At 69.9% G+C, this 22,949-nt stretch carries 25 protein-coding genes and 1 tRNA gene; 23 read left to right on the top strand and 3 right to left on the bottom strand.

Annotation, left to right across the window (positions count from 1 at the left end; all coding sequences use genetic code 11):
- Positions 1-375 precede the first annotated feature (375 nt).
- Positions 376-807 (bottom strand): hypothetical protein, encoded by a 432-nt coding sequence (locus ACWCQK_RS21155; RefSeq protein ID WP_451156986.1) that lies wholly within the window; start codon positions 805-807, stop codon positions 376-378.
- A gap of 86 nt (positions 808-893) precedes the next feature.
- Positions 894-1,982, bottom strand: coding sequence for a DUF1152 domain-containing protein (locus tag ACWCQK_RS21150; protein WP_451156984.1), 1,089 nt, complete (start codon positions 1,980-1,982; stop codon positions 894-896).
- A gap of 79 nt (positions 1,983-2,061) precedes the next feature.
- On the opposite strand from ACWCQK_RS21150, the gene ACWCQK_RS21145 reads away from it, so the two are divergent.
- The 16 genes from ACWCQK_RS21145 (at position 2,062) to ACWCQK_RS21070 (ending at position 12,385) form a co-directional block, all read left to right on the top strand.
- Positions 2,062-2,802 carry a GntR family transcriptional regulator gene (locus tag ACWCQK_RS21145; protein ID WP_351726424.1) on the top strand — a complete coding sequence of 247 codons (741 nt, stop codon included), beginning with the start codon at positions 2,062-2,064 and terminating at the stop codon, positions 2,800-2,802.
- 281 nt (positions 2,803-3,083) lie between these two features.
- Positions 3,084-3,524 (top strand): ATP-binding protein, encoded by a 441-nt coding sequence (locus tag ACWCQK_RS21140; RefSeq protein ID WP_451156982.1) that lies wholly within the window; start codon positions 3,084-3,086, stop codon positions 3,522-3,524.
- Positions 3,525-3,613: 89 nt separating this feature from the next.
- Complete coding sequence (locus ACWCQK_RS21135) at positions 3,614-4,342, top strand: GntR family transcriptional regulator (RefSeq protein ID WP_451156980.1); 729 nt, start codon at positions 3,614-3,616, stop codon at positions 4,340-4,342.
- 123 nt (positions 4,343-4,465) lie between these two features.
- Positions 4,466-4,816: an SCO3933 family regulatory protein gene (locus tag ACWCQK_RS21130; protein ID WP_153288616.1), complete on the top strand. Its 351-nt coding sequence runs from the start codon at positions 4,466-4,468 to the stop codon at positions 4,814-4,816.
- A gap of 4 nt (positions 4,817-4,820) precedes the next feature.
- A complete protein-coding gene (locus tag ACWCQK_RS21125) occupies positions 4,821-6,197 on the top strand; it encodes an FtsK/SpoIIIE domain-containing protein (RefSeq protein WP_451156977.1) in 1,377 nt (458 codons plus the stop codon).
- Between the two features lie 79 nt (positions 6,198-6,276).
- Positions 6,277-6,486 carry a hypothetical protein gene (locus ACWCQK_RS21120; RefSeq protein ID WP_266701378.1) on the top strand — a complete coding sequence of 70 codons (210 nt, stop codon included), beginning with the start codon at positions 6,277-6,279 and terminating at the stop codon, positions 6,484-6,486.
- The gene (locus ACWCQK_RS21115; RefSeq protein ID WP_451156974.1) at positions 6,483-7,121 is read left to right on the top strand and encodes a DUF2637 domain-containing protein; all 639 of its coding nucleotides are present in this window, start codon (positions 6,483-6,485) and stop codon (positions 7,119-7,121) included. The genes ACWCQK_RS21120 and ACWCQK_RS21115 overlap by 4 nt, the downstream gene beginning before the upstream one ends.
- A gap of 18 nt (positions 7,122-7,139) precedes the next feature.
- Positions 7,140-7,331: a hypothetical protein gene (locus ACWCQK_RS21110; protein ID WP_351625549.1), complete on the top strand. Its 192-nt coding sequence runs from the start codon at positions 7,140-7,142 to the stop codon at positions 7,329-7,331.
- Positions 7,331-7,522: a mobile element transfer protein gene (locus ACWCQK_RS21105; RefSeq protein ID WP_390133413.1), complete on the top strand. Its 192-nt coding sequence runs from the start codon at positions 7,331-7,333 to the stop codon at positions 7,520-7,522. The genes ACWCQK_RS21110 and ACWCQK_RS21105 overlap by 1 nt, the downstream gene beginning before the upstream one ends.
- 10 nt (positions 7,523-7,532) lie before the next feature.
- Complete coding sequence (locus ACWCQK_RS21100) at positions 7,533-7,727, top strand: hypothetical protein (protein WP_153288610.1); 195 nt, start codon at positions 7,533-7,535, stop codon at positions 7,725-7,727.
- A 14-nt stretch (positions 7,728-7,741) separates the two neighbouring features.
- Entirely contained in the window at positions 7,742-7,993 is a 252-nt protein-coding gene (locus tag ACWCQK_RS21095) for a SpdD protein (protein ID WP_451157358.1), read from the top strand.
- A 116-nt stretch (positions 7,994-8,109) separates the two neighbouring features.
- On the top strand, positions 8,110-9,426 hold the full coding sequence (locus ACWCQK_RS21090) for a replication initiator (protein WP_451157356.1): 1,317 nt from the start codon (positions 8,110-8,112) through the stop codon (positions 9,424-9,426).
- Positions 9,427-9,446: 20 nt separating this feature from the next.
- Positions 9,447-9,617, top strand: coding sequence for a helix-turn-helix transcriptional regulator (locus tag ACWCQK_RS21085; protein ID WP_451157354.1), 171 nt, complete (start codon positions 9,447-9,449; stop codon positions 9,615-9,617).
- Positions 9,614-10,987, top strand: a complete 1,374-nt coding sequence (locus ACWCQK_RS21080) for a tyrosine-type recombinase/integrase (RefSeq protein ID WP_451156971.1) — start codon at positions 9,614-9,616, stop codon at positions 10,985-10,987. The genes ACWCQK_RS21085 and ACWCQK_RS21080 overlap by 4 nt, the downstream gene beginning before the upstream one ends.
- 109 nt (positions 10,988-11,096) lie before the next feature.
- Positions 11,097-11,957 carry a nuclease-related domain-containing protein gene (locus ACWCQK_RS21075; RefSeq protein WP_451156969.1) on the top strand — a complete coding sequence of 287 codons (861 nt, stop codon included), beginning with the start codon at positions 11,097-11,099 and terminating at the stop codon, positions 11,955-11,957.
- A gap of 134 nt (positions 11,958-12,091) precedes the next feature.
- Positions 12,092-12,385: a hypothetical protein gene (locus ACWCQK_RS21070; protein ID WP_451156967.1), complete on the top strand. Its 294-nt coding sequence runs from the start codon at positions 12,092-12,094 to the stop codon at positions 12,383-12,385.
- A 348-nt stretch (positions 12,386-12,733) separates the two neighbouring features.
- Here ACWCQK_RS21070 and ACWCQK_RS21065 read toward each other — a convergent pair.
- Positions 12,734-12,805, bottom strand: a tRNA-Arg gene (locus ACWCQK_RS21065).
- Positions 12,806-12,982: 177 nt separating this feature from the next.
- Here ACWCQK_RS21065 and ACWCQK_RS21060 point away from each other — a divergent pair.
- The 7 genes from ACWCQK_RS21060 (at position 12,983) to rho (ending at position 22,728) form a co-directional block, all read left to right on the top strand.
- The gene (locus ACWCQK_RS21060; protein ID WP_451156965.1) at positions 12,983-13,447 is read left to right on the top strand and encodes a response regulator; all 465 of its coding nucleotides are present in this window, start codon (positions 12,983-12,985) and stop codon (positions 13,445-13,447) included.
- 580 nt (positions 13,448-14,027) lie between these two features.
- The gene (gene nrtL, locus ACWCQK_RS21055) at positions 14,028-15,050 is read left to right on the top strand and encodes an ArgS-related anticodon-binding protein NrtL (RefSeq protein ID WP_451156963.1); all 1,023 of its coding nucleotides are present in this window, start codon (positions 14,028-14,030) and stop codon (positions 15,048-15,050) included.
- Positions 15,051-15,093: 43 nt separating this feature from the next.
- Positions 15,094-16,485 carry a diaminopimelate decarboxylase gene (gene lysA, locus ACWCQK_RS21050; RefSeq protein WP_451156961.1) on the top strand — a complete coding sequence of 464 codons (1,392 nt, stop codon included), beginning with the start codon at positions 15,094-15,096 and terminating at the stop codon, positions 16,483-16,485.
- 197 nt (positions 16,486-16,682) lie between these two features.
- The gene (locus ACWCQK_RS21045; RefSeq protein ID WP_451157352.1) at positions 16,683-17,981 is read left to right on the top strand and encodes a homoserine dehydrogenase; all 1,299 of its coding nucleotides are present in this window, start codon (positions 16,683-16,685) and stop codon (positions 17,979-17,981) included.
- Between the two features lie 6 nt (positions 17,982-17,987).
- Entirely contained in the window at positions 17,988-19,046 is a 1,059-nt protein-coding gene (thrC, locus tag ACWCQK_RS21040) for a threonine synthase (RefSeq protein ID WP_451156959.1), read from the top strand.
- 306 nt (positions 19,047-19,352) lie between these two features.
- The gene (gene thrB / locus ACWCQK_RS21035; protein WP_451156957.1) at positions 19,353-20,270 is read left to right on the top strand and encodes a homoserine kinase; all 918 of its coding nucleotides are present in this window, start codon (positions 19,353-19,355) and stop codon (positions 20,268-20,270) included.
- A 409-nt stretch (positions 20,271-20,679) separates the two neighbouring features.
- Entirely contained in the window at positions 20,680-22,728 is a 2,049-nt protein-coding gene (gene rho / locus ACWCQK_RS21030; RefSeq protein ID WP_451156955.1) for a transcription termination factor Rho, read from the top strand.
- The last annotated feature ends 221 nt before the right edge of the window (positions 22,729-22,949 follow it).

The raw sequence follows: 22,949 nt of genomic DNA, 5'->3' as shown, positions 1-22,949 counted from the left end.
CACACCGTGAAGCGGGCGTGGTTCAGGGCGTCAAGGTGGAGCGCGCCACTGCACGAACGACCTTGACGCCCTGGGCCGCGCCCGCTTGGCTTTGCCTGGGTCGACGGGGGGCGGGACGGGAGCACCCTCGCGCACCCCTACGGGGCTGCAGTCGGCGACGGAGCCCCCGCCTCCCGGTGCCGGCCGATCCCCCGCCGGAGGCAACGCCTTGACCTCAACTGACTCGCCTCAGGTTCTCGGCTCATTCGCCTGTGCGCGGCACGGGCGCTGGCCGGGCTGGAGCGGGACGTAGGCAGGAGCGCAGGCCCGGCCGGAGGCCGTGCCGCGCGCGGGGAGCGGAGCGAGCCGCCTTGAACCAGTAGAGAAGGTTGTAACTCACTCGGTGGCGTGAGGTTGCTCGGCCTCGGGAGACGCTTGATGCGCTTGCGCTGCTGAAGGCAGGGTGCCGTGGTGGGCGGCTCGGAACTCGTCCAGCAGGTCGAAGAACAGGTCCATCGCGGGCACGTCGGCTGCTTCCGCGGCCCGCTCGATCTCAACTGCCCAGCCCAGGGCGCTGGGATACGCCATGCCCAACCGCTTCCACAGCCATTGGGCGAAGGGACCGGTGTGCACGAAGTCGAACTCTTCGTCCACCCCGTGGATCTCCAGGGCGACGTGGTACCCGGTCAGGATGGAGTCCAGATGTTGCAGCGAGCTGCGACGGACCCACATGCCGGGGCGCAGCCGTACCTCCTCCAGGACGTCATAGACATTGACCAGCTCGCTCAGCGGCCTGGGCGGTCTCCTGGATCTTCCTGTCGCTGCCATGCCGGTCTGTCCTGCGCGCGTGGTTTGGGCGAGTGTTCGTTGTGGGTCGGGTAGATCAGCGGCGGAAGGAGGCACTTGGTCGTTCCTCATGCAATTCGCCACAGAGGTGCTGCGTATCGCTCCGGGTTGTTGCTGATCAGCAGTCGGCGCAGATCGCCACGTTGTGACCCGCTGAGGTTCAGTACCTCAGTTAGCCGGCGGAACGTCGTATGGCTGACCCCGCGACCCAGGGCCTCGTACTCGAACTCGTCGAGCTGGGAGAGTACCGTGTCGGGATCCAGCGTGACCGCCGGCTGGTCCTTGAGCCATGCCGCTTTGTTGCGTTCGTAGTCGATCTCCGAGTAGCCGCAGATCTCTCGGCTGAGTGCCTCGGCCTCGTCCAGGGTGTTCGTTGACAGGATGGCGCGGGCCAGATCGTTTCGGCTCAGCGCGTCGTCCAGGTCGAGTTCGTGGACCGTGGGGCCCTCGTCCGTGAGCGGGATGGGGAGTCCGGCGTCCCGGACTTCGCAGGTGCCTCGGACTCCTCGCGACGTGGCGGCGAGCATCCCGGTTGCCTCGGAGGGGTGCCATTCCAGGACCGAGCTGATCGACTCCGTGTCCTGTGCGGTGAACCTGTGGACGAGGGGACCGAGCAAGCTGCGCAGGTCGTCGAGTGGGAGTTCGCCGTCCAGGCCTGGGCCGGCGACCAGCAGTCGCACGGGGGTGGACAGCTGGGAGCATGCCGCCAGTGTCAGGGCGTCTCCGAGCGGGCTTTTGAGGGTCGGCTCATCGCCTCGCGCGAGGATGTCGCCGCCGACGTCGAGAAGATCGATCGAGCTTGGGCGGAAGTGGTCCACCAGTTCGTCCAGTTGGCGTGCAATGCCCGCGGCGCCGTGGTGAGGGTCGATCAAGGCGAACGTGTGCGGGAGCTCTGCCGCCAGTCGGGGGAGCGTGGATCCCGCCGGCGGGATCGGGCGGGCTGCGGCCGGTACCGACCAGACCGCGGGTGTCACGGGTTCGAGGCCCGAGAAGTTGTCGGGCCCTCGGGGGCCCGGAACTGGGTCGATCAGTAGGCGATCCCACGCATACGTGAGGATCACCGCCCGGCCTTCCTCACCGCCGTACAGAGCGGCGTCAAGCATTGCGGCGGCGACAGCGTCGCCCCCTCCTCCTGCTGCGACGATCAACCGCGTCATGCCCCAACACTACGGGTTCGGTAATTGACCAGTCACCCTATAGTGGCCAGAGGCCATAGCCACTTGAGGAGGAGGGGACATGCCTCAGATCGAGGAAGCGCAGCCGAAGTATCTCCAGATCGCCCACTACATCCGCGATCAAATCCTTCGAGGTGACCTGCGGCCAGGGGACGAGGTCCCGTCGGAACGGCAGTTGGCTTCCACCTGGAAGGTTTCCAGGCCGACAGCCGCACGGTCCTTGGAGGCTTTGAGTCATCAAGGGCTCGTCGAGAAGCGGCAGGGGTCCGGAACGTATGTACGCAGCCTGGAAGTCAACCGGCGAGCCAGGGAGTTGTACGGCAGGGCCCGGCAGACGGGGAAGATCTACACCTCCGGCGAGTACGCGATCATCACCTCGACCGGTTGGCTGGACGCTCCGGATCACGTCGCTGAGGCGCTGGGCTTGACGAAGGATCGGCGAGCCGTGCACCGCCGGCGCGTGACCAACGATCAGAGCGGACCCATCACCTTGTCCACTTCGTGGTTCGCGCCCGACGTGGGAGAACGGGCGCCCAAGCTCCTTGAGCCCGAGCGGATCCAGGAGGGGACGCTGATGTACGTCGAGAGCATGACGGGACGGCAGGGGAGTTACGCCGAGGACCGGATGTGCGCTCGACCGGCGACGGAAGAGGAGTCGCAGGACCTCCAACTGGACTCGGGGTCCGCGGTCTTGATCGTGAACCATGTGGTGTTCGACCTCCAGGACCGGCCGTTGGAGTTCGCCGAGGCCACCTACCCGCCGCATCGGTGGGCGTTCGAGCAGGGGTACCCCCTCACCTGACAGTCGACGGTTGGTCGTTTCGGCGAACCGCTTGCGTCTCACAGGTGGCCAATGCCACTATCCAGTAAGTGGCTAAGGCCACTTACTGAAGGGGGCGCGGTGTGACGAGTCGGCGGCCGGACCAAGGCGCGCACTTACCTTGCCGGGGATGTCGCGGGCGCGGTTGGAAGCGAGTCGGCTCCCGTACGGCCCTGGCGCTCACCACCGTCAATGACCGTGTCCGTCCCACATCGAAACGGCGCTGCCTCGATTGCGACGGCAGCGGCAGGGAGTGAACGCGGATGAGTTACCTGATCGACCGCCATCCCTCTGCGGACTCGCCGCGGCTCGGTGCGATGACCTTGCACCCCGTCGCGGAGTCCGTGCCCCGGGCCCGGCGCTGGTTCCGGAAGTTCATCGCCCCGTACAACCCGGCCTGCTCGGTGGACGACTGCGTACTGATGGTCTCCGAGCTGGTGACCAACGCCATCGTCCACGGGTACTCGGACGATCCGTGGATCGTTCAGATCGAGTGGTTCCGCGAGGGGGCCTCACTCCGGGTCGATGTGCACAACCCGGGGTATCCGGCGAACGTGCGGCTGCGGCGCCCTGGGGCCGATGAGGCGCATGGACGCGGCTTGCTGCTCGTCGATTCCATTGCGGAGTCCTGGCGGTCGGGTCCCAGTCGCTTCGGTGGCACGGTCGTCTCCTTCGTGATGGCCGATGCCTGGCCCGACAGCTGAGGTGGCCGCCGCGCAGCAGTACTGCGCAACAGGATTTCTCGCTAGTCTGGTTGACCAGTTGACTTGGCCAATCTCGACAGGCGGCGTTCATGGCGTATGAAGTGGCGGCACCCAAGTACGTCCGCCTCGCCCAGACGATCCAGAGCCGCATCGAGGACGGCACGTACGCCCCGGGCACTCGGGTGCCCAGTGAGAACCAGTTGGTTCAGGCGTTCGGGATGTCGCGGCCGACCGTCGTCCGGGCTCTGGAACTGCTGAAGCGTGATGGCTGGCTGGAGTCCCGGCAGGGCTTCGGCACGATCGTGCGGGGTCGGCCGGCTGTCGTCGAGCAGAAGAGTCGGCGCGGGCGGGAAACGCTGGAGCGTGACGAGTCGCAGACTCCGGGGCGGCTGGTCGCGGTTGACCGGGTGTCCGTTCCGGCACGCGTCGCCTCGGTGCTCGGGCTGCCCAAGCGCGCCGAAGTCCTGATGCGCCGGTTCCTGGTCGAGGACGAGGGGGAGGCGGTCGAACTCGTCTCGTCGTACTTCCCCGCCGGCCTGGTCGACGGCACCGACCTCGGGAGCTCCGAGCCGTTGGGCGCCGGGATCCGGGAACACTTGGAGGGGCGGAAGAAAGTCCGCTACGACCATGTGACGGAGAGGGTCTCCGCCCGGCTGGCGGATGCCGGCGAAGCGGAGCTCCTCGGCCTGCCCGACGGCGTGCCCGTCCTCAGCGTTATGGTGGCCGCCTTCGATGCCGCGGGCCAGGCGCTACAGGTTTCCGACGTGCTGCTCCCCGCCGATCGGCAGGAGCTCGAAGACACGTACCGCTTGAACTAGCCCCAAGATGACGGCCGTTGGGGCGGAATCGCACTTGACAAGTCAACCTGGCAACTCTATCTTCGAACTTGCTAAGTCAACCTGTCAGGTGATGGGTTGATCATCCTCAGAAGGAGACTCTCTGTGCGTGTGATCCGTATCGATGCCTCGTCCGCCACGATCCTGCTCACCGAAGCGCCGGCGCCGAAGGTGCGTGACCGGCAGACCGGTGAGATCGCCAAGGACGCCGTGAGCGGCGAGACCCTGATGACCCTGGGAGTCGTCTACATCGACGACGGCGAGTCGGCCCTGATTCAGGTCACGGTCCCTGAAAGCGGCGTCACGGAAGGGCTGACTGTCGGAGCTCCGGTCGCGCTGCCGGGCCTGGTGGCCCGCCCTTGGCAGAGCGTGTTCAACGGCCAGCAGCGCCACGGCATCGCCTACCGGGCGACCGCCGTCATGCCGGGGGCCTTCTCGATGGCTGAGGCGGGCTGATCGCGTGACCGATCTGGTGACGGTGGCCGAGCTGGGCGGGGCCTTCGCCGCGATAGGCGGCACGGCCTACCTCAAGCATGCTCACCCCGCCGCGTACTGGTCCACGGTCGGGCTGCCGGTCTCGGTGGCCCGGCTGCTGGGCTCCTACTCCTCGACCATGGACGCATGTGGTCTGACCGTCGAGCCTCCCCGCTGGCGGGCCCTGGCCGTCAGGGGGACCACGCGACGTGAGGTCCGGCCGGTACCGCCCCGCCGGGGCATCATCCGACCCACCTCGACCGGTCTGCGTATGCGGCTCAGGCTCGCCCCGGGCCAGGAACCCGCGGACCTGGCGGCCTCGGCCGAGCGCCTCCGGCACGCTTGGGGCGTCCACGCCGTGTACGTACGGGACATCAAGCCCGGAGTCGTCGAACTGCGGCTGGTCGGCTTCGACGTCTTGCGGAAGGTACGGATGCCGCGCCGGGCCGGGGCCGATCTCTTACGGGTGCCAGTGGCGCTGCGGGAGGACACGACTGCGTTCGTCCGTGACTACCGGGCCGTACCGCACGAACTCGTCCTCGGCGCCACGCTGTCGGGCAAGTCCATGTACCTGCGCAACCTGATCGCCGGCCTGGCCGCGCAGCCCGTCGTCCTGGTCGGTATCGACTGCAAGCGGGGTGTCGAACTCTCTCCGTTCGCCGCCCGGCTCTCCGCTCTGGCGACCGACCCTGAGCAGGCGGCCGAACTGCTGCCGGTGCTCGTGAAGGAAATGGAGGACCGGTACGACCTGATCAAGGCCCGACAGGGCACCGCCCCGGGCACCCCCGACGAACTGATCACCTCCGACATCTGGGGTCTGCCGGAAGACGAACGCCCGTCCCCGGTCGTGCTGTTCGTCGACGAGGTCGCGGAGCTCTTCCTCGTCGCGACACGCAAGGAAGAGGAACGACGGGACGAGATGGTCACCCACCTCATCCGACTCGCCCAGCTCGGCCGCGCGGCCGGCATCTACCTGGAGGTCTGCGGGCAGCGCTTCGGCGCCGAGCTGGGCAAGGGCGCCACCATGCTCCGCGCCCAGCTCACCGGCCGCGTTTCCCACCGCGTCAACGACGAAGCCTCCGCGAAGATGGCACTCGGCGACATCGCGCCGGAGGCCGTGTCCGCCGCTTGCTCCATTCCCGCCGAGCGCCCCGGGCTCGCCGTCGCCGGTGACACCTCCGGCGGCTGGTCCCGCATCCGTACCCCGTACATCTCGCTGGCCGACGCCGCCGCCACCTGCCGCGGCACGGCTCACCTTGCCCCCGACGTACCGGCGCTCTCTCCCTTCAAGCCCTACGTCCCTCCGGCACCGACCGCGAAGCCTGCCGAGCCACTGAGCCACCCCCGGCCGGTCGTCGAGTAGGCCCAACCCGCCCCCGATTCGACGCACCCAAGCGTCAGGTCCCTACCCCGCCATGCCCGAAAGGAGGAGAGCACCCACCATGTGCCCCGACTGCGAGGACTTCGCCCGAACCGTCGTCCTGCTGGGACAACTCGCCCTGTACGCCGACAGGTCGGACGCCGACGCGACGTTCGTGGATGCCGTGGGCGTGTCTCTGGCCGCGTCCCTCCCGGAGCCGCCGCCCGGCATCTTCCCGCCCGGCTACGACCCCGACGACGGCCCGGCCTACCCCGGTGAAACGCCCCGATGACCCGGCCCGTCTTCCGCGCGGACGCGGTTCTGGTCCAAGCCGTCATCGCCGGGGCCCTGTCCTTCGCCCACCTGCACGACCTCGCCGCCGCTGCCGGACAGAGCGGATGGAAGGCCTGGGCCTATCCGGTCTCGGTCGACCTGCTTCTCGTCGCCGCCTGGCACCGACTCCGCACCGGAGGACCGAAAGCCGCGGCGTGGGTCTGGTTCCTCGTCGCTCTGACGGCCTCGCTCGGAGCCAACGTTTCGACCGCCGGCCTCCTCGACCTGGACCACGTTCCCGCCTGGCTGCGGATCCTTGTCGCCGGATGGCCCGCGGTCGCCTTCCTCGGCGGAACCCTGCTGGCCCACCGAGGCCACGTCGCGGCGCCGGAACCGGAACCGGAACCGGAACCAGGACGGGAAAGCACACCCGCCCGGATGGACGAGAACGAACCGATCGCCCCGGCTCCCGAGCCGTCCACCGCCCATTCCCCTCTCAATGCCGCCGTGCCGCCCGCCCTCGTCGCGCTGGCCCACAAGGTCGCCGACGAACACCGCACCCGGACGGGCACGGCCATCGACACCTCGACCCTGCGCGCCCGCCTCGGCGTCCCGCTGCCGCTCGCCGAAGCCATCGCCGCCCAACTCGCCTGACCCGGAGGACATCCCACCGTGCGCCCGTCCACGCTCCGCGCGCTGAACCGCGCTGCCGAGCTCACCCGACAGAACCGGCTCACCGAAGCCATGTTGATCGCCGAGCCGGTCATCCTCGCCGCCGACTTCTACGAGGGCGAGGAGATCAAGGCCTGGCTGGTCAGCCACGTCGCCGACTTCACGGGAGAGAACAGGAAGGTAACCGACTGATGCCCGCGAACCCGCGCTTCCGCCGAGTCGTCCGCATCGGCCCCGTCCAGGTGGCCACGTACTACGACTCCCGTGGCCGAGAGAAGCACGCCGCCGCCTGTACCGCACCGCGCTGCGGCTTCTCCACCGACTACGACAGCCGCGCCGCCGCCGAACTCGCCGCGCGCACCCACCGCTGCGCCGCCCGCTGAGGGAGCTCCCATGACCGTCTCGCTGCCGCTCGTCCTCGTTCTGGGGCTCATCGCCTGGGCCGCGATCAAGTTCTTGGGCGTCCGCGTCTGGATCGTCGTCGTGATCGCCCTGTTCGGCTTCCTGCTCTCCAGGACCTTCCTCGCCCCGGTCATCGACTCCGGCACCCGCTCCGGTGTCGACGTCGTCAACGGCACCCACGACTGAGAAGGAGACCCGCCGTGTTCCGCCCCAAGCTGCCCGACGTCCCGACGCTGCCCGGCTCGAACGCGCTGAGCCCTCACCACACCCACACCTCGGCACTCTCCGCCGGCCGCCCCTCCCTGAGCCCGTACGTGGGCGCGGTCGCCGCGGTGGTCGTCGTCGGGGTCGTCCTGACCGCGCTCCTCGCGGTCGTCGCCGTCACGGCCGTGTCCGTGGCCATCGCCGCCGTGGTCCTGCGCTCCCTGGTCACCGGCGCGAACAAACGCTGACCGGCCACCGGGGCGGCAACAAGCCGCCAAGCATCCCGCCGCCCCGGGGCCGTCCCTCCGAACCGCCGAAACAGCCGAAAGGAAATCTCATCATCACCCGGCAGACTCCGCCCCCGCTGGCGGAACTCTCCACGCTGTCCTCCATAGGCACCCTGCCCGAACTGGCCCGCCAGCTTTCCACCTTGGGCGGCTGCACTCGCCCAGTCCGCCTCGACGGTCACCGCACCGAGTACGCGGTCGACACCACGACCGGCGAGATCGGCCCTGCTCTACACCACCTCGACTCGACCGCCCTTCCGGCCGGCAACCTCCTCGTCCGCTGCAACAACCGACGCGAGACCCGCTGCCCGGCCTGCGCCGAGACCTACCGTCGCGACACCTTCCACCTGATCACCGCGGGGCTCCGCGGCGGCAAGGGCACCTCGGACCAGGTCGCGACACACCCACGCGTCTTCGCCACCTTCACCGCACCCGGCTTCGGCCCCGTCCACAACCGCCCCACAGGCGGGCGGGCCTGCCGCTGCGGCACCCACCACGACGACCAGGACCCGGCCCTGGGGACGCCGCTCACTCCCGACTCCTACGACTACGAAGCGGCCGTTCTCTGGAACGCACATGCGGGAGCCCTCTGGCGTCGCTTCTCGATCTACCTCCGCCGGGAGGTCGCCAAGCGCGCCGGTCTCACCCAACGGGCCCTCCGCCATCACGCCCGTGTCTCCTTCGCGAAGGTGGCCGAGTACCAGAAGCGCGGTGCGGTCCACTTCCATGCAGTCATCCGCCTGGACGGCCCCGAGGGCGGTGACACCACGCCTCCGGCCTGGGCGACTGCCGAGCTTCTGACCGACGCCATCCGGTCCGCAGCGACCGCCGCCCGCGTCGACGGACCGGAAGTCGACGGCCGTCAGCACTCCTTCGTCTTCGGCCGGCAACTCGACGTGCGCCCGATCCGCTCCGCCGACTTCGACGGCGGCCAGGAGCTCACCGAGCGGGCCGTCGCGTCGTACATCGCGAAGTACGCCACCAAGGGCGCCGAGACCACGACCGGCACCCTCGACCGCCCGCTCAGGTTCCTCGCCGAGCTGGCCCAAGCCACGCTCACCGAACATGCCCGCCGCCTGATCCGTACCGCGTGGACGCTCGGTGCCCGCAAGGACCTGGAACACCTCCGCTTACGCGCCTGGGCTCACATGCTCGGCTTCCGCGGCCACTTCTCCACCAAGTCCCGCCGCTACTCCACCACCCTCGGAGCCCTCCGCACGGCCCGCGCGGACTGGCGCCGTGCCCGAGCGGCGTCCGCACAGCCCGAACGCGAGCCCGAGACGACGTACGTCCTCGCGCACTGGGCCTACGCCGGTACCGGCCTCTCGGCCGCCGAAGCCTGGTTGTCCGCGTCGCTCGAACCCGCCCTCGGTACGGAAGGAGAACCGACGTGAACCCGCAGCGCGATGAGCTGATGACCGTGCGCCAGGTGTTGGATGAGCTGGGTGGGGTGTCCCGCCGGACGTTCTACCGTTGGCGCGAGTTGGGGTTCGGGCCGGCGGCATTCAAACTGCCCAACGGAGAGCTCCGTGTGTGGCGAAGTGATTTCACGACGTGGCTGCGAGAGCTGGAGGCCGCGGCGTGAAGTCTCTTGACGTGAAGGTCTGGGCCGTTCGGAAGCGTGACACGAAGACGCCCTCGTACGGCGTTCGGTGGTCCGTGGCGGGCAATGTCTTCTCCGACTCGTTCCGGACGAAGGCACTCGCCGATCACTACCGCTCGAAGCTGATGCGGGCGATGCGCGACGGCGAGGAGTTCGACCAGGCGTCCGGGCTTCCGGACTCGATGGAAACGAAGAAGTCGGCTGTGTCCTGGTACGACTTCGCCCTCCGGTACCTCGCCATGAAATGGCCGCACGCCGCTCCCAATACGCGCGATGGCATCAACGAGTCGCTTACCAGCGTGACGGTGGAGCTCCTCGACGAGCGGGCTGGAGGGCCGTCCGACCAAGCCATCCGTAAGGCGCTGCGCAACTGGGCTTTCGTCCTGCCGGGGCCGGACGACCGAGACGTCCCGGACGACGTACGGAATGTTCTCCACTGGGTGGCCAAGGCATCGCGACCGCTGGCCGATCTCGCTGAACCGGCCACGGCGCGTGCGGTGCTGGACTCGCTGAAGCTCAGGCTCGACGGCACGGCCGCGGCAGCCGAGACCGTGCGGCGTAAGCGGCGGACCCTTGTCAACGCTGCCAACTATGCGGTCGACCTGGGGGAGCTGCGCGAGAACCCGATCACGGCCGTCCGCTGGCAGAAGCCGAAGGTCTCCAACCAGGTCGATCCTCGCGTTGTCGCGAACCCCGAGCAGGCTCGGAATCTCCTGGCGGCCGTCTCCTACGTGGGCGGCTACCGGCGGGCCCGTGGTCGGCGCCTGGTGGGTCTGTTCGCTGCGATGTACTTCGGCGGGCTCCGGCCGGCTGAAGCGATCGGCCTCGTCGAGACGGACCTTCGCCTCCCCGAACAGGGCTGGGGATCGGCACTGCTTCACCGGACACGGCCGTCGGTCGGCAAGCAGTGGACCGACTCGGGGGAGACCCACGACGACCGCGGTCTGAAGAACCGGCCGGTTGAGGACGTCAGGCGGGTGCCGATCCCGCCCCATCTCGTGGTCGCGCTTCGCGAGCACCTGGCCACCTTCGGCACGGCGGACGACGGACGACTCTTCTTCAGCGAGAAGGGCTCGGTCGTCCCGTCCTCGACCTACTACCGGGTTTGGCAGGAGGCCCGTCTCCTCGCGCTCCCGCCGTCCGTCGCGGCCTCGCCGCTCGCGAGTCGGCCGTACGATCTGCGGCACTCGGCTTTGTCGACGTGGCTCAACGCGGGCGTCGACCCGACAGAGGTGGCCGAGCGCGCCGGCAACAGCGTTGAGGTCCTGCTGACCCGCTATGCGAAGTGCCTCGACGGGCGGCAGGACGTGGCCAACCGGCGTATCGAGGACTTGTTGCGCGAATACGAGTGAGGCACCCTGCACACCCCACCGAGGCCCCGGGCAATTTGTCCGGGGCATCTCTCGTCATGAGCCCTACCTGTTGCGACGCTTCGAGCTGAGAGCGGACGAGGGGGGACTCGTGGAGCTGAAGGTCACGCGTTGGAAGCGGTACGGACATGATCGCCTGTACGCGAACCTGCCTGATGGCAGGGCGGTCGGCTGGGCAGATGTGAGGACGGGGGACATCACGGTCCTGGTGGCTGAGTATCGCGACGACGTGATCGCCATCCTGACAGACCACTTACGGAACACCCCAGAACCGGTACAGCCGCAGAAGACACTCGGGACGCCCCAGGCTGAGGCTGAGGTTCCCCCGTTGCTGCCGCCCCTGACGGCGGCCGATGACTTGTCGGCCAACCGTCCCGGTGAGTCTCTGCTCGATAAATCCGGGCCGGGCCTGATCAAGCGGGTCGTCTCGCAACTCCTGCGGCGCCCCGCCGAATGGGACTCCTGGCGGAAGGGCCTTGCGGGGGAGCGGAGGGTGGGAGCCGAACTGAACCGGTTGGAGCGGCACGGCTGGCGTGTCCTGCATTCCATCCCCTTGGCAGACCAGGTGGATGTGGATCACCTACTGATCGGGCCTGGCGGCGTATTCAGCATTAATACGAAGAAGCATCAAAAAAGGTCGGTATGGGTCGGCGACGACTCAGTCAAGGTCGATCACGGAAAGCCGGCACCCTACGCGCGCAAAAGCCGGGCTGAGGCCAAGCGAGTAGCTCGCGTGCTTGAGCACTATTGCGGCTTCCCCGTACCGGTGGAACCGGTGCTCGTCTTCGTCGGTGTGACCGATTTGAACGTGGTCGCCACGCAGCTCAGCGTACGCGTGTACAGGGAGCGTGAAGTGGCGGCACTGGCGCCGCTTTCCGGAGTGCTGACGGCCGAGCAGGTCGAGCGGGTGTACGGCATCGCTCGCCATCGTCAGGCTTGGATCCGGGCATGAGCCGGTGCGTCCCAGCGAGGTGCCGGCCTCCCTGCGTGATCTGTGGGGGACCACTGGCTGGGCGAGATGACCTGTCAGTGCCGTCTCCTACACTCCGCTTTCGATCAAGCATGTCGAACGGAGAGGGGATACGAATGGGCGGCGACGAATGGGCCCGCACGGGCCCGTATCAGCGTGATCTGTCGGCCGCGTTCCGGCAGGCCCAGGAAGACGAGCTGGCGCGGGACAGCCGCGGCTTCGAGGGACGGTCCGTTGAACAACTCTGGCGCGACCCGGACTGGCAGGAGTACATCTTCACCGGTGGCACGGGAACCGTGCTGGACTTCCCTCTCATGATCGAAGCCGAGGACAGCGACGACGGTCCGTTCATGCGGCCGCTCACCGATAGCGAGGTGCGCGCGTGGGCTCCTCACGGCCGGCCCACCTAAGAGGAGTGGGACGCGGCTCTCGACTCCGGGCGGTTGGAGTTCCCGGGCCGCAGCCAAGGGAATTGCACAGTGCTCTACCGCGACGGCAGGCCCGTGCACATCGGGTACTGAGGCGTCACCACCGACTAGCGGGGAGCTGGTAGCGCCTGGCGGTGCGGCCCCCGCACCTGTTCCGGGGGTACGTCGATTTGGGGGCCTCACCTGGTGTGATGCCCCAAGATCCCGTCCACGCCTCGTCCACAGACCCCGACATACGGCCGCTTCGGGCGGCATCCGGCTGCGCATACGCGAAGACCCCGGCCTCAGCGTTTCCGCTGGTGACGGGGTCTTTGGGCACCTCATGAGGGGTGCCCCCGGCAGGATTCGAACCTGCGCACACGGCTCCGGAGGCCGTTGCTCTATCCCCTGAGCTACGGGGGCGTGTCCGTCGCGGGCTTGTTGCTCGCGGCGACGGACAGAACACTACCAGCTTCGCCTGGGTGGTCATGAACGGGTTTTGTCGGCGTCGCGAGGTGGCGAAGGGGTCGGCGTCCCTCGCACGGGGTGGAAGTGGGGAAAACCCGGACGCGGTGGCCGGTCCGGACCTACTCTCGAGTTGTGCCAGGCGCTTCGGGACGGGTGCTTGTTGTAGACGACAACAAGGTCATCCGGCAGCTGATCAGGGTCAATCTCGAGCTGGAGGGTCTCGAGGTGGTGACCGCGGCTGATGGTGCCGAGTGTCTGGAAGTCGTGCATCAGGTGCGGCCTGACCTCGTGACCCTCGACGTCGTCATGCCCCGGTTGGACGGTCTGCGGACCGCCGCCCGGTTGCGGGCCGATCCCCGGACGCGCGGGCTGCCTCTCGCCATCGTCAGCGCGTGTACGCAATACGAGGTCGAGGCCGGGCTCGATGTCGGCGTCGACGCCTTCCTCGCCAAGCCCTTCGAGCCCGCCGAACTCGTTCGGCTCGTGAGGGAGTTGATCGAGAGCGGGGGGAGTGCGGCCGCCGCCGAGGGGAGTGGCGGGGGCTCCCTCAGGCGTGTGCTCAGCGCCGGCGAGGCGGCCGAGCGCGCCGGCGGCTAGTCCTCCACCTCTCTAGCTTTCCAGCTTTCTTCAGTTCTCCAGTCCCCATGTGCCTGCCACGTCGGCAGCTAGTTCTCTACGTCTGCCATGTCGGCGGTCAGTGAGCGAGCGGGGCTCACCGCAGCTAGCCGTTACGCGCCCGGGGCGCGCCATCCCAGGCAGTTAAACCCAGTTAAACCTCCTGCGCGGGCCCTCGTCCTCGGCCAATCCGCCATCCATCAGCGGGGTCGCGACAACCCGCCGGACCCCTTCCGGCCCAGCCCGCCCCGGCCTGCCTCCTCACCTCGCCGCGCGTCTCCCGCCTGCCGCTCTCCACCGTCGCCCTGACCGACGCGTCCACCGGCGTCCCAGCCAGCGCCCTGACCGGCGCTCCCCCCAGCGCTCTGCCCGGCGCCCGCCCGGCCCCCTAACCGGCGCGCCCACCCGCGCCCTGCCCGTCCCCCGGCCGACGTCCTAACCGGCGCCCCCGGTGCCCCACCGACGTCCCAGCCGCCGCCCCGCCCACCACCCCCCGTCCACATACCGGACCCTCCCCCCACCGGTTCGCGTGACCTGCCCCCTCCTCGCCTAGGGTGGTCCCGTGACCCCCGTCGAGCTCTCCCGTACCGTGCTGCGCGCGGTGCGTGATGCTGTGGACGAAGGTGCGCTGAGGGTGGCCGTGCCGGAGCGGGCCGTGGTGACGCCGCCCGGTCCCGGTGGCCGCGGGGACTACGCCACCAACATCGCCCTCCAGCTCGCCCGCCCGGCGGGGCAGCCCCCGCGTCGCGTCGCCGAGGTGCTCCGGCCGTATCTGGTCCGGTCCGCCGGTGTCACCGGGGTCGACATCACCGGACCCGGGTTCCTCAACATCAGCCTCGACCAGGGCGCCGCCTCCGTCGCGTTGGTGCGGCGGATCCTGCGCGAAGGGCCGCTCTACGGGCACTCCGACGCCCTTGCCGGTCAGGTCGTCCCGCTGTGTATCCCGTACGACGTCCGGGCCGAGGCCGTCGCCGACGCGCTCGGGCGGATCATCGGGTCCCAGGGCGGGCGCGTCGCGGTCGAGCACGGCGAGCCCGCCGGCCTGCGGCCCGTGCCCGCCCCCGAGGACCCCGCCCCGCTCGGCCCCGACGCCGCCCGCTGGGCCCTGCTCCACCCCGCCCCGCACGACCGGCCCCGCATCACCGCCGATCACCTGGTCCAGCGCGAGAGCAACCCTCTCTTCCGCGTCCGCTACGCGCACGCCCGCACCCGGGCCGTCCTGCGCAATGCCGCCGACCTCGGCTTCACCCCCGAGCCCGGCCCCGTCGGCGACACCGAGGAGCGGCACCGCGCCCTGCTCGCCCTCCTCGCCGACCACCCCCGCTTCCTCGGCGACCTGGTCCTGGCCCCCGCCTCCCCGGGCGGTCCGCTTCCCACCCCCCGGATCGACGCGCCCTCCCGCCTGGCCCGGCACCTCCTCGGTATCGCCGACGGGATCCTCGTCCTCCTGCCCGCCGTCCTCCCCCGCGGGGAGGAGAAACCCTCGGCCGCCCACCGTGCCCGGCTCGCTCTCGCCGAAGCCGCCGGGACGGTGCTGGCCGGTGGCCTGTCCCTGCTCGGTATCGACGCACCCGACCACCTCTGAGAGCGCCGCAGGGCGCCAGAGAGCAAGAAAGAGCCCTTCAGTCATGAGTCGTTCCGCACACCCCGCCGGGCCCCGGCACGCCGATGTCCTCACCGAGGGGCACTACTCCGCCCCGCCCGCCGATCTCAACACCCTCGACCCCAAGGTGTGGGCGCAGACCGTCAGCCGGGACGCGGACGGGGTCGCGACCGTCGGCGGGATGGACGTGAAGCGGCTCGCCGAGGAGTTCGGCACCCCCGCCTACATCCTCGACGAGGCTGACTTCCGCGCCCGGGCGCGCGCCTGGCGGACCGCGTTCGGCCACGACGCCGACGTCTTCTACGCGGGCAAGGCCTTCCTCTCCCGTGCCGTCGTGCGCTGGCTGCACGAGGAGGGGCTCAACCTGGACGTCTGTTCCGGCGGCGAGCTCGCCACCGCCCTGTCCGCCGGGATGCCCGCCGAGCGCATCGCGTTCCACGGGAACAACAAGTCCACCGAGGAGATCCACCGGGCCGTCACGGCCGGTGTCGGGCGCATCGTCCTCGACTCCTTCCAGGAGATCGTCCGGGTCGCCCACATCGCCCAGTCGCTGGGGAAGCGGCAGCGGGTGCAGATCCGGATCACGGTCGGCGTCGAGGCGCACACCCACGAGTTCATCGCGACCGCGCACGAGGACCAGAAGTTCGGGATCCCGCTCGCCGGCGGTCAGGCCGCCGAGGCCGTGCGCCGTGCCCTCCAGCTCGACGGCCTGGAGCTCATCGGCATCCACAGCCACATCGGCTCGCAGATCTTCGACATGTCCGGGTTCGAGGTCGCCGCGCACCGGGTCGTGTCGCTGCTGAAGGACGTCCGCGACGAACACGGTGTCGAACTGCCCGAGATCGACCTCGGCGGCGGGCTCGGTATCGCGTACACCAGCGACGACGACCCGCGCGAGCCGCACGAGATCGCCAAGGCGCTGACGGAGATCGTCACCCGCGAGTGCGAGGCCGCCCGGCTGCGTACGCCCCGCATCTCGGTCGAGCCCGGGCGCGCCATCGTCGGGCCCACCGCCTTCACCCTGTACGAGGTCGGCACCATCAAGCCCCTCGACGGGCTGCGTACGTACGTCTCCGTCGACGGCGGCATGTCCGACAACATCCGCACCGCGCTCTACGACGCCGAGTACAGCGTCGCCCTCGTCTCCCGGGCCAGTGAGGCCGAGCCGATGCTCGCCCGCGTCGTCGGCAAGCACTGCGAGAGCGGGGACATCGTGGTCAAGGACGCGTTCCTGCCGGCCGACCTGGCGCCCGGTGACCTCATCGCCGTACCCGCCACGGGTGCGTACTGCCGTTCCATGGCCAGCAACTACAACCACGTGCCCCGGCCGCCCGTCGTCGCGGTGCACGACGGTGCCGCCCGGCTCATCGTCCGGCGGGAGACGGAGGAGGACCTTCTCCGTCTCGACGTCGGGTGAGACCGGTCCGGGGTCGCCCGGGTCCCGGGCGGCGGACGAGCCGGGAGGCGCGGGGGCGCGGCGGGCGGAAGATCTGTCGTCCTCCCGGCCCGCAGGGATGAAATAGATGTCTCACGATCCGGACCAGGGGCAGAAAGTCCCGTCCGGTGAGTGAGACTGGTGCGACCGTAGACGGTATGAGGAAACGAGGTCGGATGATGCGTACGCGTCCGCTGAAGGTGGCGCTGCTGGGCTGTGGAGTGGTCGGCTCAGAGGTGGCGCGCATCATGACGACGCACGCCGACGACCTCGCCGCCCGGATCGGCGCGCCCGTGGAGCTCGCGGGCGTGGCCGTACGGCGTCCCGGCAAGGTCCGTGAGGGGATCGACCCCGCCCTCGTCACCACCGACGCCACCGCGCTGGTCAAGCGCGGCGACATCGACGTCGTGGTCGAGGTCATCGGGGGCATCGAGCCCGCCCGTTCCCTCATCACCACCGCCTTCGAGTACGGCGCGTCCGTCGTCTCCGCCAACAAGGCCCTGCTCGCCCAGGACGGGGCCGCCCTGCACGCGGCGGCGGAGGAGAACGGCGAGAGCCTCTACTACGAGGCCGCCGTCGCCGGTGCCATCCCGCTGATCCGGCCGCTGCGCGAGTCCCTCGCGGGTGACAAGGTCAACCGCGTGCTCGGGATCGTCAACGGGACGACCAACTTCATCCTCGACAAGATGGACTCCACCGGCGCGGGCTACCAGGAGGCCCTCGACGAGGCCACCGCGCTCGGCTACGCCGAGGCCGACCCGACCGCCGACGTCGAGGGCTTCGACGCCGCCGCCAAGGCCGCCATCCTCGCCGGGATCGCCTTCCACACGCGGGTGCGTCTCGACGACGTGTACCGCGAGGGCATGACCGAGGTCACCGCCGGCGACTTCGCCGCGGCCAAGCGGATCGGCTGCACCATCAAACTGCTCGCCATCTGCGAGCGGGCCGCGGACGGCGGGTCCGTCACCGCGCGCGTGCATCCGGCGATGATTCCGCTGAGCCACCCGCTGGCCTCCGTGCGCGGCGCCTACAACGCCGTGTTCGTCGAGGCCGACGCCGCCGGTCAGCTCATGTTCTACGGCCCCGGCGCGGGCGGCGCCCCCACCGCCTCCGCCGTCCTCGGTGACCTCGTCGCCGTCTGCCGCAACCGGCTCAACGGCGCCAGCGGGCCCGGCGAGTCGGCGTACGCCGCGCTGCCCGTCTCGCCGATGGGCGATGTCGTCACGCGCTACCACATCAGCCTCGATGTGGCCGATAAACCGGGTGTTCTCGCCCAGGTGGCGACCGTGTTCGCCGAGCAGGGCGTGTCGATCGACACGGTGCGGCAGCAAGGTCGTCCTGAAGGCGGCGGCGAGGCCTCTCTCGTCGTCGTCACCCACCGCGCGTCCGACGCGTCCCTGAGCGGGACCGTCGAGGCGCTGCGCAAGCTCGACACCGTGCGGGGTGTCGCCAGCATCATGCGGGTTGAAGGAGAGTAACCAGCAATGACCCACCAGTGGCGCGGAATCATCGAGGAGTACCGGGACCGGCTGCCGGTCTCCGGCAGCACGCCGGTCGTGACGCTCCGCGAGGGCGGCACGCCCCTCGTGCCCGCGCAGGTGCTCTCCGAGCGCACGGGCTGCGAGGTCCACCTCAAGGTGGAGGGCGCGAACCCCACCGGGTCCTTCAAGGACCGCGGGATGACCATGGCCATCAGCAAGGCCAAGGAGGAGGGGGCGAAGGCCGTCATCTGCGCCTCCACCGGCAACACGTCGGCCTCCGCCGCCGCGTACGCGGTGCGGGCCGGCATGGTCTCGGCCGTGCTCGTCCCGCAGGGGAAGATCGCGCTCGGCAAGATGGGCCAGGCCCTCGTGCACGGCGCGAAGATCCTCCAGGTCGACGGCAACTTCGACGACTGCCTCACCCTCGCCCGCGCGCTGAGCGACAACTACCCGGTGGCGCTGGTCAATTCGGTCAACCCGGTGCGGATCGAGGGACAGAAGACCGCCGCCTTCGAGATCGTCGACATGCTCGGGGACGCCCCCGACATCCATGTCCTGCCGGTGGGCAACGCGGGCAACATCACCGCGTACTGGAAGGGCTACACCGAGTACGCCGCCGACGGGATCGCCCGGCGGACGCCGCGCATGTGGGGTTTCCAGGCCTCGGGCTCCGCCCCGATCGTGCGCGGCGAGATCGTCAAGGACCCGTCGACGATCGCGACCGCGATCCGGATCGGCAACCCCGCGTCCTGGAAGTTCGCGCTGGCGGCGCGGGACGAGTCCGGCGGCTTCATCGACGAGGTGACGGACCGTGAAATCCTGCGCGCCTACCGGCTGTTGGCCGCGCAGGAGGGCGTCTTCGTGGAGCCCGCGTCCGCCGCGTCCGTGGCCGGTCTGCTGAAGGCGGCCGAGCAGGGCAAGGTCGACCCGGGACAGACCATCGTGTGCACGGTCACCGGCAACGGCCTCAAGGACCCGGACTGGGCCGTCGCGGGCGCCCCGCAGCCGGTCACCGTGCCGGTCGACGCGGCGACGGCGGCCGAGCGCCTCGGTCTCGCCTGACGAGGGACGCCGACCGGTCAGGGGTAACCCCATCGGGGGTGCACAGGGGGCTTACGACACGCATCGTGCGCCTCCTGTGCGCCCTATGTCGCCACGGAACCTTCCTTCGATAGGCTGTACTGAACCCGCCCGCTGCATATGCCTCCGCATACGGCACGGCGTCGCGCCGTCCCACGGCCCGAGGGTCCTCACGTACTCATCGCCACGTACCTATCGAATCCGTTCGCATCGTCTGCCGCATCGCATGTCGCACGTCCGTATCGCATGTCATTCGACAATCTCGCAGCTCAAGGAGTTCATCGAGCGATGGCCGGTCCAGCGTTCCGCGCCGCCGCCGTCCGGGTGCGCGTCCCCGCCACCAGCGCCAACCTCGGCCCGGGCTTCGACGCCCTCGGCCTCGCGCTGGGGTTGTACGACGACGTGGTCGTCCGGGTGGCCGACTCCGGACTGCACATCGACATCGCGGGCGAGGGCGGCGAGACCCTCCCGCGCGACGAGAGTCACCTGCTCGTACGGTCCTTGCGGACCGCGTTCGACCTGCTGGGCGGCCAGCCGCGCGGGCTGGAGATCGTCTGCGCCAACCGCATTCCGCACGGCCGCGGTCTGGGCTCGTCGTCGGCGGCCATCTGCGCCGGCATCGTGGCCGCGCGGGCCGTGACCATAGGCGGCGAGGCGAAGTTCGACGACGCCGCCCTGCTCGAACTCGCCACCGAGATCGAAGGCCACCCCGACAACGTCGCGGCCTGTCTGATGGGCGGGTTCACGCTTTCCTGGATGGAGGCGGGCGCCGCGCGGGGGATCAGGATGGAGCCCGCCGATTCCATCGTTCCGGTGGTTTTCGTCCCCGGAAAGCCGGTACTGACGGCGACCGCGCGCGGTCTGCTGCCGCGTACCGTGCCGCATGTCGACGCCGCCACCAACGCGGGCCGCGCCGCGCTGCTCGTCGAGGCCCTCACCAGGCGCCCCGAGTTGCTGCTGCCCGCGACCGAGGACCGGCTCCACCAGGATTACCGCGCACCCGCCATGCCGGAGAGCGCCGCGCTCGTCGAACGACTGCGTGCGGACGGCATTCCGGCCGTCATCTCGGGTGCCGGACCCACCGTCATGGCGCTGGCCGACGCGGGCACCGCCGACAAGGTCGAGCAGCTGGCCGGTACGGGCTGGGCTGCGAACCGGCTGAGCCTTGATCTGCAGGGAGCGAGCGTGCTGCCGCTTGCGAGCTGAGACACGGTTGCCGGATTTCGAGAGGGGGAATGTTTGTTGGATCCGGTAGTGTTAACCTCAAGTCTGCACCCGACCCCACCATGGCGAGGTGCTTCGTGTCCCCGTCCGGGACCAACATTCTTCCGGGAGCTCCCCAAGCCGCGCGGTATTCCGTACGTCGTACCTGGGCAGTACGCCGTACGCGGGTGCTGAGCGGTCCGCAGGGCACGCTCCGGAATCGGTGCTTTCACACCACGTGACGCAGACAGTCGGTGCCACGGGTCATGGAAGCGCCATCACCAGAAATTCTCTTCCGCCGCTGAGGCGGACCACCGCCCCGGCACGGTCCACACAGACGGGACCACTGCCGGACAGCACAACCGGTCGCCGAGCCAGACAGGCCGACGTCCGCTCCAGGGAAGGACCCTTCGTGAGCGACACCACCGATCTGATGGGCGCACGTGTCGAGGAGACCGCTGCCGCGCCCGCCACGGACGCCTCCGCGCCTGCCACCGGTGCCGGCTCCCGGCGGCGCCGCGGTACCGGCCTCGACGGCATGGTGCTGGCAGAGCTGCAGCAGGTCGCATCCGGCCTCGGCATCAGGGGCACCGCGCGCATGCGCAAGAGCCAGCTGATCGAGGTCATCAAGGAGGCGCAGGCGGGCGGGGGTGCTCCCGCCGCCAAGGCCACGTCCGCCGTCGCCGGGGACGCCGAGACCAAGCCGAAGCGCCGCGCCACCTCGAAGGCGCGCACCGGCGACGACGCCTCCGCCGAGCAGGCCGAGGCGAACGCCGACAAGGCCGTCGCCCAGCAGCAGATCGACATTCCCGGCCAGCCCGCGGCCGACGACGCCCCCGCGGAGCGCCGCCGTCGGCGTGCCACCGCCGACGCGGGCAGCCCGGCGGCCAACGGCACCGAGACGATCGCCGCCGAGGCCACGGGCGAGTCGAGGACCGAGTCCGCCGCGCAGTCGCAGGGCGACGCGGGTGACGGCGCCGAGGGCCGCCGCCGCGACCGCCGTGAGCGCGGGCGCGACCGTGACCGCCGCGGCAAGGGCGACGAGCAGCAGCAGGGCGGCGGCCAGCCGCAGCGCCAGCAGGGCCAGCAGGGCCAGCAGCAGGGTGGCGGCCGGCCGGAGCGCCAGGACCGTCCGGAGCGCCAGGACCGGCAGGACCGCCAGGACCGGCAGGACCGCCAGGACCGGCAGCGTGACAACGGCCCGCAGGACGACGACGACTTCGAGGGCGGACGCCGCGGCCGGCGCGGCCGTTACCGCGACCGCCGTGGCCGTCGTGGCCGCGACGAGATCGGCACGGCGGAGCCGCAGCTCGCCGACGACGACGTCCTGATCCCGGTCGCCGGCATCCTGGACATCCTCGACAACTACGCCTTCATCCGTACGTCGGGCTACCTGCCCGGGCCGAACGACGTGTACGTCTCCCTCGCCCAGGTCCGCAAGAACGGCCTGCGCAAGGGTGACCACGTCACCGGCGCGGTCCGTCAGCCCAAGGACGGTGAGCGCCGCGAGAAGTTCAACGCGCTGGTCCGCCTGGACTCGACGAACGGCATGGCTCCCGACTCCGGGCGCGGGCGGCCGGAGTTCAACAAGCTGACGCCGCTGTACCCGCAGGACCGGCTCCGGCTGGAGACCGACCCGGGTGTGCTGACGACCCGGATCATCGACCTCGTCGCGCCGATCGGCAAGGGCCAGCGCGGTCTGATCGTGGCCCCGCCGAAGACCGGCAAGACCATGATCATGCAGGCGATCGCCAACGCGATCACGCACAACAACCCCGAGTGCCACCTGATGGTCGTCCTGGTCGACGAGCGTCCGGAAGAGGTCACCGACATGCAGCGGTCGGTCAAGGGCGAGGTCATCTCCTCGACCTTCGACCGTCCGGCCGAGGACCACACCACGGTCGCCGAGCTCGCCATCGAGCGTGCCAAGCGGCTGGTGGAGCTGGGCCACGACGTCGTCGTCCTGCTCGACTCGATCACGCGTCTGGGCCGTGCGTACAACCTCGCCGCCCCGGCCTCCGGCCGCATCCTGTCCGGTGGTGTCGACTCGACCGCGCTGTACCCGCCGAAGCGCTTCTTCGGTGCCGCGCGCAACATCGAGGACGGCGGCTCGCTGACCATCCTCGCGACCGCGCTCGTCGACACCGGGTCCCGCATGGACGAGGTGATCTTCGAGGAGTTCAAGGGCACCGGCAACGCGGAGCTCAAGCTCGACCGGAAGCTCGCCGACAAGCGCATCTTCCCGGCGGTGGACGTCGACGCGTCCGGTACCCGTAAGGAAGAGATCCTGCTCGGCAGCGACGAGCTCGCCATCACCTGGAAGCTGCGTCGCGTGCTGCACGCGCTCGACCAGCAGCAGGCGATCGAGCTGCTGCTCGACAAGATGCGGCAGACGAAGTCGAACGCGGAGTTCCTGCTCCAGATCCAGAAGACGACCCCGATGCCCGGCAACGGCGACTGAGGTCCCTCCTGACACGAAAGGGCCGTTCCCGACTCGGGGGCGGCCCTTCGTGCTGCCCGGGCCCTTTGCCCCACCTGTCGTACGCGTACCGCCCCGCCCGCCGTACACGTGCTGTCCGGGCGGCCCGGTGCGTGTGCTGTCCTGCCCGCCCGTTTCGCGCCCGCCGTGCGGGGCGGGCCGCGCGGCGAGACCTTTGCCACAGGGAACGTTTTCGGGGCCCT

The organism is Streptomyces sp. NPDC002306 (assembly GCF_053593435.1).
The sequence above is the reverse complement of the archived record's forward strand: the minus strand, read 5'-3'. Positions and strand labels throughout refer to the sequence as shown.